The organism is Nocardia sp. NPDC023852 (genome assembly GCF_040639505.1).
In the GTDB taxonomy this organism is placed as follows: domain Bacteria; phylum Actinomycetota; class Actinomycetes; order Mycobacteriales; family Mycobacteriaceae; genus Nocardia.
Genome location: NZ_JBFAAB010000015.1, coordinates 109,522 through 124,173, shown reverse-complemented (window position 1 = coordinate 124,173; position 14,652 = coordinate 109,522). Strand labels below are relative to the sequence as shown.

Genomic DNA, 14,652 nt, shown 5'->3' with positions numbered 1-14,652 from the left:
TACGAAATTTTATAGCGGTAGCACATAACAAAAGGTGGGCGCGTGCCTCGAGTGAAATCGAGCGGCGCACGGCGAATCGGACCGGCGCCGAATCGACCGGGGTGCGACCATGTGCACCATGATCGGTTCCCAACGAGTTCGGTTCCAGCCGGTGGCCGAAGGCGCCTCGGTAACCCAGCTCGAGCTGTTCTTCGACCTGGTGCTCGTCTTCGCATTCACCATGGTCACCGACCTGGCCGCGGGGGAGACCAGCGCGAAGAACATGCTGCGTGCGCTGCTCGTGCTTGCCCTGATGTGGTGGCTGTGGATCGCCTATTCCTGGCTTAGCAACACAGTCCGCGCGGACGAGGGCATCGCACGGCTCGCGATGTTCGTCGCGATGGGCGCCGGGCTCATCGCCGCGCTCACCATCCCCGAGGCATTCCGCGACCTGCCCGGCGGCTGGTTCGGCCCGCTGGTTTTCGCGATCGCCTACCTGATCGTGCGACTGGTACACGTCGGTATGTACTTGCTGGCCAGTTCCGAGGACTCGCAACTGCGCAAGCAGGTGCTGCGCTGGGCGCTGGGCTCGATCACCCTCGGCACCACACTGCTGGTCATCGCGGCGATGACGTCGGGCGTCGTGCAGATCGCCTTGTGGATCGCCGCCATCGCGGGTGACTATCTGTGGACGCTGTTCGCCGGCACCGACTGGCGGTTGAATTCGGCCACCCATTTCGCCGAGCGGTACGGATTGATCGTCATCGTCGCGCTGGGCGAATCGATCGTCTCGATCGGCATCGGCGTGGCCGGGCTGCCGATCTCCTGGCCGATCGCTGTCGGCTCGATGCTGGGTCTTGCTATCTCCGGACTGCTGTGGTGGGCGTATTTCGACGTGGCCGCCCTATCGGTGGAACACGAACTCGTGCGTGCCGAAGGTGCGCGACAGATCAAAATCGCGCGGGGCTCCTATACCTTTTGGCATTTCCCGATGATCGTCGGGATCATCGGACTGTCACTCGGACTGAAGAAAGTGCTCTACTACGTCGGAGACTCGTCGCACCACACCCTGACCGACGCGCTGTACGGAATTCCGCTGTACGCGCTATACGGCGGTGTCGTGGTGTATCTGATCGCACTGGTCGGTTTCAAGCACTACGCGACGGGCACCGTCACGGTGTCCCGAGTGGTCACTGTCGTGGTGCTGCTCGCGCTCGTGCCACCGGCCTGTGCGCTGCCCGCGCTGGCATCACTTGCGCTGCTGTGCGTGGTGCTGATCGCGCTGATCGCTTGGGAAACCGTCCGATTCGCGCAGCGGAGGGACGAGATCAGGCACGCGACACACGCCTGAGCTGGTGCCGGACGCCGTTTTCCGCGGGCGTCGGACCATACGCGGACGGCGGCACCCGAACGCCGTCGCGGACCGCCTCACGGATCTGATCGATGTTCTCGCGCAACATATCCGAGACGAGTTCGTCGGTGCGGGGATCCTCCAGAACCTGGAACACGATGCGGAACGTCGTGTCGGCGATCAGCCGGATGATCTCGTCATGGAACGGGATGTAGCGCACCCGACCTGCCTGCGGGTCCTTCTTGATCAGGTCGAGAATCATCTCGTCCAGCTCAGCACGGTTCTCCTCCAGCGCGGCCGCGATATTGCGGGTGTAGTGGCCGGTGCGCAGGACCTGTACCACCTCGTCCATCACAGCGATCGTCATCGGACGGCGGATGGTATCCACGATGGTCACCACGAACCGGTTCACGACCGCGGCGGTCACCCGGTCGCCGAAGACCCGGTCCGCCACCCGGCCGAGCCGGACGGCGATCACCACGATCCGCAACAGGCGGAAGCCGCGGAAGAACGGGCTGGTCACCGGGATCATGCCGAGGACCTCGTACCAGTAGACGAACGGGAAGGTCCACGGCCAGCCCGCGCGCCGCCAGCGCCACAGGAACTCCGCGGCGAACACCGCGCACACCGTCCAGTCGACAATCACGATCGTGTGATAGATGTGGCCGGAAACCGGGAAGAAGGTGATCCAGGCGACCAACACCACGGAAATCACTGCCAGCGTCAGCATCAGGAAATCGGTCCACAGCGTAGGCGGCTTGCGTGGAAACTCCTGTGGCTCCGGCATTTCCCGGAGACCATAGCTATCTATGCGCGAGCTGGTGGAGCCGGACACTGAGGATCCCTTCGACGCCGAACGGTGTCGCCGACAGTAGTACGCCGACAGCCCGCTCGGCACTGCTGGCAATTCCGGGCCGTAGATGCGGTCGCGGCGCCGCCGCCGCCGGCAGACTCAGCGGCCCGCGCGGATGATCGCCTCGATATTGCGCTCGGCCAATGCGGTGATGGTGAGCGACGGGTTGACCGTTCCGGTGCTGCCAGGCACCGCGGCGCCATCCATCACGTACAGGCCGGGATGGCCATGCACGCGCCCGTGGTTGTCGGTGGCCCTTCCGAGCACAGCCCCCCCGAGCGGGTGCGCGGTGAACAGCGCGTTCGCGTCGTAGCCGAGCGCACTGTACTCGAGGAGCGCGCCGGCACGTTCGGCGATCCGGTGGTCGACCGCTTTCGCCGCGCCCACGATGTCGTCCCGGTTCTTCGTGGACCAGCTGAGCCCCACGCCGTTCGTGGCCCTGTCGTAGCCGAACCTGGCGCGCGTCGGGTCCAGGACCATACCTAGGGAGGCGAGCGCGCCGGTCTCGAACGGGATGCCGGGGATGTACCAGCTCTCCAGGGTCAGCGGCGCGCCTGATTCGTCGAAGACACGACTCGCACTCGGCACGCCCTGGCCATGGCCGGCCAGCGCACTCGCGCCGCGGGCGAGCACCACGTCGCCGTTGGTGCCCCACCCGTCGCCGATGTGTTCGTTGAGATGCGTCAGCGCACCGGTGGCCTGGGCACGGACCAGCAGCTCGGAGGTACCGACCGAGCCCGCACCCAGAAAGAGCCGATCGCAGGTGAGCGTCCGTGTGGCGAGCACGTCGCCGGTGGGCGCCAGTTTCGTCACGGTGACCGAGTAGCGGCCGCCGGGCTCCTGCGCGATGGCGTCGACCCGGTGGCCGGGGTAAACCATGCTGCGGCCGGTGTCCTGCGCATACTTCAGGTAGTTCTGGTTCAGGTCGAACTTGGCGCCATTGGAGTTGCCCAGATTGCTCCGTGCCGCCGTGGCCGAGGCTCTGCTGGCTCCGGCGAGTTCGGCGCGCAGGATGTCCCAGGTGAAGATCGAGTCGTTCGGCCGCGGCTCATAGCCGGCCCTGCGGACCTGGTCGTCCCAGGCCCGGGAATGCGCGAACGGCGAGGAATTGTAGATGTCCGCGGGCATCGGGCTCAGCCGCAACATTTCCCGCACCCGCGGGTAGTACACGCGGTCCATCTCGCCGTAGTCGACCGTGCCGCCGAAGACGTGGTCGAAGAAGCGCCGTTCCGGGGCGACCATGGCGCCGGTGAAGATCACCGAGCCGCCCCCGACGGCAGCCGCCCGCCACACATCGATACCCGGGTATTCGGTGCAATCCAGCACGCCGCCGAAGTCGGCGAACCCGATCGGCATCTTGGTGACGCCGGTGAAGTGGGTGCGATGCCAGAAGCCGCGGCCGTCGGGCAAGTCATCGCCGGTGAAGATTTCCCGCCACGGATCGTTGGGCCAGCGCGAACCACGTTCCAGGACGGTGTTGGCGATCCCGGCCTGGGCGAGGCGCAGCGCCGTCACCGCGGCACCGAAGCCGGAGCCGATCACGATCGCGGGCGAGTGCTCGGGCGGATCGGGAAGCGGTGCGAAGATCTCCGGCACCCAGGTGCGAAACAGCCCCTCCCACATGGGGTCAGCGGACGCGACGCTCGTACCGAAAGCCGATCCCCCGACACCGAGCAGCGCGGCCGTGCCCGCCGCCTTGAACAAGGCGCGTCTACGCAACCCAGGTACCTCCGTCATCAGGTTCTAGCGGTGCGCAGATTACCGGCATTCCCGTTCGGTGAACAATTATTCGCGCGGGCGCTATGCGCCGAACGGCGGCTCGTCGGCCCGGCAGGTCGCGCCAGGGGCGGGAAGTTGCAGGTCAATGAGGTAGTGCTCGCGCAGCAGGCGGGTACAGTCACCAGTCGTGGTGTGCCCGTAACCACCTTCCACGACGACCAGCCTGGCGTTCACGAGCTCCTGCTGGGCACGGCGCGCGGCGGCCACTGGGGTCACTGGATCGAATTTGTTGTTGAACAGCAGGGCTGGGGTGTCCGAGCGCAGGATCCATGGCCCGGTATAGCGCTGTGCGTATCCCTCGGGCGGGGTTGGCCAAGAGGCGCATGCTTGGCGCAGATACAGCCAGAAGGCACCGTAATTCGGCGCGATGGGGGCGAGTTCCGCGGCCAGCGTCGGCCATTGGTACGGATCGCGAGTAAATGTGTTGTCCGCGCAGGAGATCGCGGTGAACGAGTCGAGAAAATCGAACGATTGTGTAGTGGCCGCGAGGATCTCGCCGACGATATCGGGATCGCCGGCCGGACCGCGCTCCAACTCGGCGAGCAGCTGGGCCAACGCAGGCCACCCCTCCTTCGGGTCGTACAGCAGGAGCGCGTGCGACGGCAGCACCTGCGAGTAGGTGACCGTCCGTGCCCGCCCGCCTTCCCCGACCACCAAGGGTTCCTTCCGAATACGTTGCAACACAGCATTATTTCGGGCACGCAAGTCCGGTTCTCCGGTGCCCTCCCGCCCCACGGTGGCACTCGGTCTCCCATCGGCGGCGAAGGCGCAGCGTGGTCGGCCCGCATCGGCACACAACCGCAGGAATTCGCCGAGGACCTCCTCGGTGCCCGCCGCCATGCTCTCGATCGCGCCGCGGGTGTCGTTGGTGTACGCGTCGGGATCCATCATCGAGCCGAGGTGCAGCGCGCGTACCCTGTCGCCGAACAGCGCACCGTACACCTCACCCAGATAGCTTGCGTAGGAACCGCCTTCGTAGCTCAGCTTGGGGTCGCCGACCCCGCGCCGCAGCAGGTCGAGATCGCGCGCGACGTCGACAGTGGTCAAGTGTCCGAGCAGCGCGCCACTGTGCGCGGCACACCCCACGGCAAGCTCACGGCTGGCTCGCGCGGCATCCTGCTCCTGTTCGGGATTCGCGGGCGGAATCGACACCACGGACCAGAATCGTTGCTGTTCTTCGGCATTCGCGAAGCATCGGACCTGCGCGCTGCGGCCGACGCCACGTTGGTCGAAGGTGACCACGTCGAACCGGCGCGCGATCTCACCGCCGAGCAGTTCGCCGCCGGCGGCCCAGCGGAATCCCGACCCGCCGGGACCACCGACCCCGGCGAACAGCGTGCCGATCCGGAGCTCGGGGTCGGAGGCCGGCTGGCGCAGAACCGCCAGCGAGAGTGTCGGCCCTTCCGGGTGCGCGTAATCCAGCGGCACCACCGCGGTCGCGCACTGGAATCTGCTCAGCTCCTGCTCCGCGCACGGCGCCCAGTCCAGCCGCGGCGTCGGCGCGGCATCGGCCTGGGCGACCAGATCCGCGACCGCCGACTCGTGTCGGCTCGGCGTTCCAGCACACCCGCTCAGCGCGGGCAGCAACCCGGCGAGCGCTGCGACGACGACAATCTTCCAGCTACGCACGGGAATATTCTGGGCCCCGCCCATGGCAGCCGTCGTCCTCCTCAGGATTGACATCGCACCCTGAGATCCCCACTATGCGGGCATCCGCCGCGGGCGCGGCACCAGTTCCCCTCCGCAGTTCGGGCACACACTGTTCAGCTCGCCACCACAGTGTTCGCAGAAGGGGGACTCGTAGCTACAGATGCGGGCCGGACCGTCAGCGGCGATGCCGGCACCGCACCGCTCGCACGCGGTGCGCATCTCCGACACCACCTCCTAGGACGACAACAACCGGACCACCGCGATGACGCCGACCACGACGATGACCGCGCGCAGCACGGTCGGCGGCATCCGCCTGCCCATCCTCGCACCGAGCTGACCGCCGATGATCGAACCGAGCGCGATCAGCACGGCCACCCGCCAGTTCACGTCCGCCACCACGATGAAGATCGAGGCGGAAATCCCGTTCACGATCAGCGCGAGCGCGTTCTTCACTCCATTGAGGCGCTGGATATCCTCGTGCACGAATACGCCGAGCAACCCGATCAGCAGCACGCCCTGAGCGGCGCCGAAGTACCCGCCGTAGACGCCCGTCGCGTAGATCGCCGCGAAGAGGATCGGGCCGCCGTGTGCCGGGGCCGGGGTGTCGTCGTTCTCCCGCTGTCGCTTGACCCAGCGCGCCAGCCGCGGCTGCACCACGACCAGCATTAGTGCCGCGATGATCAGGATGGGCACGATAGCCTTGAACGCATCCGCGGGCAGCACGAGCAGCAGCACAGCCCCGGTGATCCCGCCGAACAAGGACGCGCTACCCAGCCGCAGCAGCCTGGCCCGCTGACCGGCGAGTTCGCGGCGGTAGCCGTGCACACCGCTGAGCGAGCCGGGGACCAGACCGATGGTGTTCGAGACATTCGCGGTGACCGGCGGCACGCCGAACGCGAGCAGAATGGGAAAGGTGATCAGGGTGCCCGAGCCGACGATCGTGTTGATACCGCCCGCCGCGATGCCCGCACCGAAGACGGCCAGTTGCTCCAGCCAGGTCATAGCAAAATCCTCCGACGTCCCACTATCGGACCGAACGCTAGCGGTGTTGTCGGATGACCCGACGACCGGACCGCCCTTCCCGGCGGTATGGCGGCACGGTAAACTCACCCGCATCATGCAGCGGGCACTTCTTCTCAGCCGCCGCGACGGGGTCTGATCAGACCGGCTCCCGTCGCGGGGTATTGCCGCGCCGGTCGACCCTAATATCCTTTGGGATACACCACACCCTCCGGAGAAATCGCCCATGTCCCCTGCTGACGCCTTCGTTTCCAGCACCCGCACCATCACCGTGCCCGGCAAACCCGCTCCCGCCGACCAGCCTGCTTGGAACAAGCAGAAGAACTCGTCGATGCCAACCTTCCGCTATCGGCCGTTCGCCGAGGAGGTCGAGCCGGTCACGCTGCCCGACCGCACCTGGCCGAACAAGATCATCGACCGGGCGCCCGGCTGGTGCGCCGTCGACCTGCGCGACGGCAATCAGGCGCTGATCGACCCGATGAGCCCGGCCCGCAAACGGCGCATGTTCGACCTCCTGGTGCGAATGGGCTACAAGGAAATCGAGGTCGGCTTCCCTTCGGCGAGCCAGACCGATTTCGACTTCGTCCGCGAGATCATCGAGGACGGCGCGATCCCCGACGACGTGACCATCCAGGTGCTCACTCAGTGTCGGGCCGAGCTGATCGAACGCACCTTCGAGGCATGCGCGGGCGCGCAGAACGTGATCGTGCACTTCTACAACTCCACCTCGATCCTGCAGCGGAAAGTGGTGTTCCGCGCCGACCGGGCGGCTATCGAGAAGATCGCCACGGATGCCGCGGCGCTGTGCCTGGAGATCGAGCGGCGCTACCCGGACACCAACTGGCGCTATGAGTACAGCCCGGAGTCCTACACCGGCACCGAGCTGGAGTATGCCCTGGAGGTCTGCGACGCGGTCTCCGAAATCATCGCGCCGACGCCGGACAAGCCACTGATCATCAACCTGCCCGCCACTGTCGAGATGGCAACCCCGAACGTCTACGCCGACTCGATCGAGTGGATGAGCCGCAACCTTGCCCGCCGCGACTCCATCGTGCTGTCGCTGCACCCGCACAACGACCGCGGCACCGCGGTCGCCGCCGCCGAACTGGGTTACCAGGCGGGTGCCGACCGGATCGAGGGTTGTCTGTTCGGCAACGGTGAGCGCACCGGCAACGTCTGCCTTGTCACCTTGGGGATGAACCTGTTCTCCCGCGGCGTCGACCCGCAGGTCAATTTCTCCGATATCGACGAGATCCGGCGCACCGTCGAGTACTGCAACCAGCTGCCCGTGCACGAGCGCCACCCGTACGGCGGCGACCTGGTCTACACCGCCTTCTCCGGCAGTCATCAGGACGCCATCAACAAGGGTTTGGACACGATGAAGACCGCGGCGGACGCCGCCGGGTCGGACGTGGACGACGTCGTCTGGGAGGTGCCCTACCTGCCGATCGACCCGAAGGACGTGGGCCGCACCTACGAGGCCGTCATCCGGGTCAACTCGCAATCCGGCAAGGGCGGCGTCGCCTACATCATGAAGACCGACCACGGGCTGGCTCTGCCGCGGCGGCTGCAGATCGAGTTCTCCCAGGCGATCCAACAGATCACCGACGGCGAGGGCGGCGAGGTCACACCGAAGGAGATGTGGGACGTCTTCCACGAGGAGTACTTGAGTCCGATCCGCCCACTGGAGCGGATGCGCCAGAAGGTCACCGCGTCGGAGACCGACGGTGGGGTCGACTCGATCGTGGCGGCGGTGAAGGTTCACGGCGTCGAGCAGGAGGTCACCGGCAACGGCAACGGACCGCTCGCGGCATTCGTCGACGCGATCGCCGCCGTCGGCTTCCACGTTCAGGTGTTGGACTACTCCGAGCACGCCATGTCCGCGGGCGACGACGCCCAGGCCGCGGCCTACGTGGAATGCGCGATCGGCGACAAGGTGGTGTGGGGCGTCGGCATCGCCACCTCGATCACGACCGCGTCGCTGCGCGCGGTGGTGTCCGCGGTCAACCGCGCCCACTGATCGCTGGACCGGCGCGAGAGCCGGGTGCCGCGGCAGATCGACTGCGCGGCACCCGGCTCTATCGTGCTGGCGGAGGCCACATGTGGGCCGCGTGGTGTCCGCCCATCGGCCGCGGATACCGCGACACGAGGCATCGAACCCCGTGCTAGCGTGGATCCGCACTCAAGCGCCGAGCTCTCTGCTCGAATTCCCGAGCAGATGGGGGAACCGTGACACCAGACGACCAGAACCCAACCTCTCCGCCCTGGCTGCAGAGTCATTCCGTGAATACGGCCGACGTCACCGGGGCGGAGTCATCGACTGCCGACCCGTCGACCGAGCAAGCCGACGGCGCGGAAGTGAAGGAAACCGACGTGGCGGATGCGCCCGACCAGCCGGACGCCGATCAGGGACCGCCCGAGCCGCATGGTTCGATGGATCAGACCACGGCCTACCCGCAGGCGGCAGGTCCCGCACAGGGCTATGGCCCGTTGCTCGGCCCCGAATCTTATGACCAGTACGCCCAGCCGAGCTCCGGTCCGTACACGCAGCCGACGTTCCCGGCGGAGCCGTACGCGGCCGGCGCTTTCCAGCCGTCCGGCCAGAGCGGTAGCCACCCCAGTGCCCCGCCGGCGGAGCCGCAGGGACCGAACCCCGGTTACAACGAGTACTTCCAGCAGGAGATCGGTAACGATGGCCTGGTCCGGCGGGTGCCCCAGGACACCCCACCTCCGGAAGCCGTTGCGCCACAATCCGATCAGCCGAGCGGTCCGATCTACAGCTGGGCGCCGCCTCCTCCGCCGGTGACGCATCAGCCACCGCCGCCCGCCTATCAGCCGCCACCTCCGGTCGGACAGCCACCGGGCCCGAGTTGGCAAGGCGGACAAGGCAGTCCGAATCCGCAGCAGCCCGCGCAGCCGTTCCAGCCACAGCATGTGCAGCAGCCCGGCCAGCCGGGACACTCGGTGAATGATCTGAACCTGCTCAAACGGGCCCGCAGGGCGCCGCGCAGCGGGTGGCGTCGCGCAGTACACAAGGCCTCCGGCGGCATGATCAACCCGGGCGAGTCGGCGGCCGACCTCGTCTACCGCGACCTCGTCGAGCGGGTGAACCAGCCGGTTCGCGGTGACTACCGGATCGCGATCCTCTCGCTGAAGGGCGGCGTCGGCAAGACCACCACCACGGTCGGCCTCGGCTCCACATTCGCGTCGCTGCGCGGTGACCGGGTCATCGCGATCGACGCCAACCCCGACCTGGGCACGCTTGCGCACCGGGTGCCGCGGCAGACCCGCTCCACCGTGCGCAACCTGCTCGAGGACGACCACATCAGCAGGTACTCGGACGTGCGGGCACACACCTCGCAGGCGCCGAGCCGACTGGAAGTGCTTGCCAGCGAACAGGATCCGGCGGTCTCCGAGGCGTTCAGCGAGGCGGACTACCGCAAGGCGATCGGCGTACTGCAGTCGTTCTACAACATCATCCTGACCGACTGCGGCACCGGCCTGATGCACTCGGCGATGGCGGGCGTGCTGGACATGGCCAGTTCGCTGGTGCTGGTCACCTCGCCCGCGATCGATGGCGCGCGTAGCGCATCGGCCACGCTGGACTGGCTCGACCACCACGGGTACCGCAACTTGGTCGAGCGCACCGTCGTGGTGGTGAACGCCTCACGGCGTGGCGCGTCCACCGTGGACCTCGACCAGCTGCGCAAGCTGTTCCTCGACCGCACTCGCGCGGTGCAGGTAGTGCCGTTCGACGACCACCTCGCCGAGGGCGCGGAGATCGATCTCGAGCTGGTGAGCAAGCCGACGCAGCGGGCGCTGCTGGAGCTGGCGGCGATGGTCGCCGATGATTTCGAGTACATAGGCTCGCAGCCGCAGCATCCTTACCGGTATCAGGGGCCGCCGGGGATGTGATCTCGGCCACAGGGCTGACCTGACGTCCAGCAGGCCGACCAGCCTCAGGCCGCGAGTACCGCTGCACGGCTAGGAGTCTGCCGGCGGAGACAGTCCCGCTGTGTCTGATATGTGGTTGCCTTCGCTCGGCACGGCGCAGGCTGCGGGAGGACGTCATTCGACTGGGTCCATCAAGCATCCGCCGTCACGATCGCGGCTGCCGACTCGAAGGCCGCGAGCACGGTGGCGATGGCCGGACGGCTGTCGGCACGCGGCCTGGTCGCCAGTTCGTACTTGCGGGCGGCGCGGACACCCGAGAGGCGCAGCACCGACAGATCCGGATCTCCCACCGCGTAGCGCGGCATCAGCGCGACACCGTAGCCCGTGGCCACCATGGCTTCGATGACACGGAAATCGTTGAGGCGCTGTGCAATTCGCGGTTGCACTCCGGTGATGGTCGCGATCGAGCGGAGCACGTCGTCGACCGGGAAACCGCCGCGTACGCTCAGCCACGTCTCGTCGGCCAGTTCCTCCGGCGCGACGGCTGTGCGGCCCGCGAGCCGATGTGTCGGCGCCGCGACGACATCGATGGGTTCGCGCATGAGCACCCGGGTCGCGACGCGCGGGTCCGCGATCGGCGCGGCGCGCTCGTCGCGATGGGTCAGCACGACGTCGTAGTCGGCGAGTAGCCGCGTCACATCGGACGGGGGCACATCCTCGTCCCGTGCGATTACGTCGACACCGCTGTCCGCCATGCCGGGCAGTACATGCGGCAGCAGCAGCGCGCCGCCCGAGGGAAACACCGCGACGCGCACCCGGCCACGCGGCGAGCCGCGGTAGTGCGCCATTTCGGCGACCGCACGATCCATCGCCGCGAGCACCTCGTCGGCGCGCATCACCAACGCGCGGCCCGCGTCGGTGAGCCGGACCCGCCTACCGTCGGGTTCGAGCAGGGCAACGCCCGCCTCCCCGGCCAGCACCTTGAGCTGCTGCGACACCGCCGACGGGGTCATCGACAGCGCGGCGGCGACGGCGACGACGGTTCCACGATCGGCGAGCTCGCGCAGCACACGCAGCCGCTCCAGCGACATCGGCGGCCCAGGCGCGGCCGGTTCTGCTGACGAAACCATTAAGCGATGCTACATTGATCATGCACATTTATTCGATTGTTCTGATGATTCGTCGAACCCACCATAAAAGGTGTGACCAATCACGACCGCCTGCTCGGACTCACTGTCGTCCTGCTCTGGGGGCTCAATTTCCTCGCCATCCGAGTAGGGCTCGACCACTTCCCGCCGTTCTTCTTCGCCGCACTGCGCTTCGCGGTACTCGCGGTCCCCGCGCTGCTGTTCATCCCGCGCCCGCGCATCCGGGTCCGCTGGATCATGTTGTACGGCATCGGTTTCGGCATCCTTCAGTTCGCGTTTCTGTTCACCGCTATGCGGGTGGGAATGCCGACCGGACTCGCCTCGCTGGTGCTGCAATCCTCCGCGCCGTTCACTGTGCTGCTCGGTGCGCTATTCCTGCGTGAGCGGATCCGGCCGGTGCAGACCGCCGGTATCGCCGTCGCGGTCGCGGGCATGGCCGTGATCGGCTGGGATCGGCTGGAACACGCCACCCTGCTGCCGGTGCTGCTGACCCTCGCCGGCGGGCTCGGCTGGGCATTCGGCAATATCGGCGCGCGCCTGGCCGGCACCGAATCTCCCGGCGTCAACCCGTTGCACCTGATGCTGTGGACCACCGCCGTTCCTCCGTTGCCCATGTTCGCCCTTTCCGCGTTCGCCGAAGGGCCGACCACCGGCCTGCGCGCACTAGCCGACTCGTTCTCGGTCGCGGGTCTGCCGGCCCTGGTGGCGTTGAGCTACATCGCCGTCCTGGCCACGGTCGTCGGCACCGGGCTGTGGACCTACCTGATGGGCCGCTATCCGGCCGGGATGGTCGCGCCCTTCTCCCTGCTCGTTCCGGTCGTCGGGATCGCCGCCGCCTGGGTCTTCCTCGGCGAGGTTCCGACCCCGCTGTCGCTGGTCGGCGGCGGTGTCGTCATCGCGGGTGCCTTCGCCGCCACCTCGAACAAGCCGCGCACCGCCGAGGAGCACGCCGCGGTGGTGGCCCCCTCGCCGACGGCAGTTCTCGTCGCTTCGGGCCGAGCAGGCGCCCTCGCGTCGCGCGGGCGACCGGATCCGGGCTCGAAATCCTGATGTTGTGGTCCACGACACCGATTCCACATGCCCAGCTACCGGTTCGCGGGGTCGACATGAACCGAGGAGCCCGCGGCCCTACAGTAGTGGCCGGCGTGGAAATTGGTACCAAAGGCTAGGCAGCAGATCAGCGCATGGCAGAAAATCGGTGGCCCGTATCGCGGAGGGCACTGCTTCGTGGAACGGTTGCGGCGGGGGTGGCAACAACGGGGGCGCTGACGGCAAGCCTGCTGAGGCCGACCCTTGCCGAGGCGAGTCCGAGCGGCAGGCGGGTCGCGGTCCTCGGTGGTGGAGTCGCGGGACTGACCGCGGCGCACGAGCTGGTCGAGCGCGGATTCCAGGTCACGATCTACGACAGACGCGCGTGGGGCGGAAAAGCGCGCAGCGTTCCGGTACCTGGCACCGGGTCGGGAGGAAGACCGGACCTGCCCGGCGAGCACGGCTTTCGCTTCTTCCCCGGTTTCTATCAGCACGTGCCGGACACCATGCGCCGAATCCCGTTCCAGGGCAACCCGAACGGCGTCTGGAACAATCTTGTCCCGGCACCTGAGGCACGATTCGCCCGGCGCGACGGCGACGACTTCCGCCTCCCGCTCGGTCCACGCGCCCGCACCGAGTTCAGCCCCGAAAGTTTCCGCGAAACACTCGGCGCGGCATTGGCCACCGCGCTGAAAATGCCGGCCAACGAGGGACTCTACTTCGCCGACCGGCTGCTGGTGTTCAACACCAGCTGTGATGCCCGCCGCCATGGCCAGTGGGAGCACACGTCCTGGCGCGACTTCGTCGGCGGACACGCGCGCTCGCACGAGTTCCGCGCATTGCTCTCGCGCACTCTCACCAGCATCATGGTCGCCGCGAAGGAGGACGTGGCAAGCGTCCGCACCATCGGCACCATGGGTGAGCAGTTCCTCGGCAATCCGTTCCAGATCGGCAACGACGGCGCCTTGGACCGGGTGCTGAACGGCCCGACCAACGCGGTCTGGATCGATCCGTGGGTCGCGCGGGTCCGCGATCTCGGCGGGCAATTCGTGCTCGGCGCCGAGGTCCGCGGGCTGGAGGTGCGTGACCGCAGGATCACCGCGGCACGCATTGTGGACGAGACAGGCGTCCAGCGCACCGTCGACGCCGACTACTTCGTCGTCGCGCTGTCCGCCGAGCAGGCTCGCACGCTGTGGTCACCGCAGGTGCTGGCCGTGTGGCCGGAATTGGCCGCGATGGACGGCCTGTTCACCGACTGGATGAACGGCATCCAGTTCTATCTGCGCCGACCGGCCGATATCTCCCGCGGCCATACCGCCTACATCGACGCGCCGTGGTCGCTCACCTCGATCGCCCAGAATCAGTTGTGGAGCCGGAAACTCACCGAGTTCGGCGACGGCACCGTGCAGGACTGCCTCTCCGTGGACATCTCCGACTGGAACTCCCCCGGCATGCTGTTCGGCAAGACGGCCAAGGAGTGCACGCACGAGGAGGTCGCCCGCGAGGCCTGGGCCCAGATAAAGGTTCATCTCGACGACCGGGGCGAAGTGCTCCGTGACACCGACCTGCACTCCTGGTTCCTCGACCCGGGCATCACCTGGCAGGAGGGGCAGCGGCGCAACGCCAACGCCGACCCCCTGCTGATCAACACGGCCGGTTCGTGGGACTACCGGCCGGAACCGCACGGCGCGCTGGAAAACCTGTTCCTGGCAGGCGATTACGTGCGCACGAACGTCGATCTGGCCACGATGGAGGGCGCCAACGAATCCGCACGCGCGGCGGTGAACGCACTGCTGGACGTGGCAGGCTCGAACGCGGAACGCTGCCGGATGTTCACGCTCTACCGCGCGCCCGAACTGGAAGCGCTGCGCGGGATCGACGCCGACCGGTACGCGGCGGGACAGCCGAACATGTTCGACATACCGATCTGATACCGCACCATCACTCCC

Annotated in this window: 11 protein-coding genes; 5 read left to right on the top strand and 6 right to left on the bottom strand. The window is 67.4% G+C overall.

From position 1 onward, the window contains the following. The first annotated feature begins 118 nt into the window (after positions 1 to 118). Complete coding sequence (locus tag AB0H00_RS20555) at positions 119 to 1,330, top strand: low temperature requirement protein A (protein WP_357268322.1); 1,212 nt, start codon at positions 119 to 121, stop codon at positions 1,328 to 1,330. Here the strand turns inward: AB0H00_RS20555 and AB0H00_RS20550 are convergent. The 5 genes from AB0H00_RS20550 to AB0H00_RS20530 all read right to left on the bottom strand — a co-directional run bounded on the left by AB0H00_RS20550 (position 1,308) and on the right by AB0H00_RS20530 (position 6,614). Next, positions 1,308 to 2,117, bottom strand: a complete 810-nt coding sequence (locus AB0H00_RS20550; protein WP_357268320.1) for an ion transporter — start codon at positions 2,115 to 2,117, stop codon at positions 1,308 to 1,310. The genes AB0H00_RS20555 and AB0H00_RS20550 overlap by 23 nt on opposite strands. A gap of 165 nt (positions 2,118 to 2,282) precedes the next feature. After that, positions 2,283 to 3,902 carry a GMC oxidoreductase gene (locus tag AB0H00_RS20545; RefSeq protein WP_357268318.1) on the bottom strand — a complete coding sequence of 540 codons (1,620 nt, stop codon included), beginning with the start codon at positions 3,900 to 3,902 and terminating at the stop codon, positions 2,283 to 2,285. A gap of 81 nt (positions 3,903 to 3,983) precedes the next feature. Beyond that, entirely contained in the window at positions 3,984 to 5,591 is a 1,608-nt protein-coding gene (locus tag AB0H00_RS20540) for an alpha/beta hydrolase (protein ID WP_357268317.1), read from the bottom strand. Between the two features lie 72 nt (positions 5,592 to 5,663). Further along, positions 5,664 to 5,831 (bottom strand): DUF1272 domain-containing protein, encoded by a 168-nt coding sequence (locus AB0H00_RS20535; protein ID WP_357268315.1) that lies wholly within the window; start codon positions 5,829 to 5,831, stop codon positions 5,664 to 5,666. Positions 5,832 to 5,846: 15 nt separating this feature from the next. Further along, entirely contained in the window at positions 5,847 to 6,614 is a 768-nt protein-coding gene (locus tag AB0H00_RS20530) for a sulfite exporter TauE/SafE family protein (RefSeq protein WP_357268314.1), read from the bottom strand. A 244-nt stretch (positions 6,615 to 6,858) separates the two neighbouring features. Here AB0H00_RS20530 and leuA point away from each other — a divergent pair, with 244 nt between their 5' ends. Beyond that, positions 6,859 to 8,652, top strand: coding sequence for a 2-isopropylmalate synthase (leuA, locus tag AB0H00_RS20525; RefSeq protein ID WP_357268312.1), 1,794 nt, complete (start codon positions 6,859 to 6,861; stop codon positions 8,650 to 8,652). A 263-nt stretch (positions 8,653 to 8,915) separates the two neighbouring features. Further along, positions 8,916 to 10,547: an AAA family ATPase gene (locus AB0H00_RS20520; RefSeq protein WP_357268310.1), complete on the top strand. Its 1,632-nt coding sequence runs from the start codon at positions 8,916 to 8,918 to the stop codon at positions 10,545 to 10,547. Positions 10,548 to 10,717: 170 nt separating this feature from the next. On the opposite strand, the gene AB0H00_RS20515 is transcribed toward AB0H00_RS20520, so the two are convergent. Next, entirely contained in the window at positions 10,718 to 11,617 is a 900-nt protein-coding gene (locus AB0H00_RS20515; RefSeq protein WP_357268433.1) for a LysR family transcriptional regulator, read from the bottom strand. A gap of 111 nt (positions 11,618 to 11,728) precedes the next feature. On the opposite strand from AB0H00_RS20515, the gene AB0H00_RS20510 reads away from it, so the two are divergent. Both AB0H00_RS20510 and AB0H00_RS20505 read left to right on the top strand, forming a co-directional pair. Continuing rightward, positions 11,729 to 12,724 (top strand): EamA family transporter, encoded by a 996-nt coding sequence (locus tag AB0H00_RS20510; protein ID WP_357268308.1) that lies wholly within the window; start codon positions 11,729 to 11,731, stop codon positions 12,722 to 12,724. A 134-nt stretch (positions 12,725 to 12,858) separates the two neighbouring features. Next, complete coding sequence (locus AB0H00_RS20505; RefSeq protein ID WP_357268306.1) at positions 12,859 to 14,634, top strand: FAD-dependent oxidoreductase; 1,776 nt, start codon at positions 12,859 to 12,861, stop codon at positions 14,632 to 14,634. The last annotated feature ends 18 nt before the right edge of the window (positions 14,635 to 14,652 follow it).

Coding starts and splice junctions, on each gene's coding strand:
- AB0H00_RS20555 (WP_357268322.1), top strand. CDS start 119: ATGATCGGTTCCCAACGAGTTCGGTTCCAGCCGGTGGCCGAAGGCGCC.
- AB0H00_RS20530 (WP_357268314.1), bottom strand. CDS start 6,614: ATGACCTGGCTGGAGCAACTGGCCGTCTTCGGTGCGGGCATCGCGGCG.
- leuA (WP_357268312.1), top strand. CDS start 6,859: ATGTCCCCTGCTGACGCCTTCGTTTCCAGCACCCGCACCATCACCGTG.
- AB0H00_RS20515 (WP_357268433.1), bottom strand. CDS start 11,617: ATGTCGCTGGAGCGGCTGCGTGTGCTGCGCGAGCTCGCCGATCGTGGA.
- AB0H00_RS20535 (WP_357268315.1), bottom strand. CDS start 5,831: ATGCGCACCGCGTGCGAGCGGTGCGGTGCCGGCATCGCCGCTGACGGT.
- AB0H00_RS20550 (WP_357268320.1), bottom strand. CDS start 2,117: ATGCCGGAGCCACAGGAGTTTCCACGCAAGCCGCCTACGCTGTGGACC.
- AB0H00_RS20505 (WP_357268306.1), top strand. CDS start 12,859: ATGGCAGAAAATCGGTGGCCCGTATCGCGGAGGGCACTGCTTCGTGGA.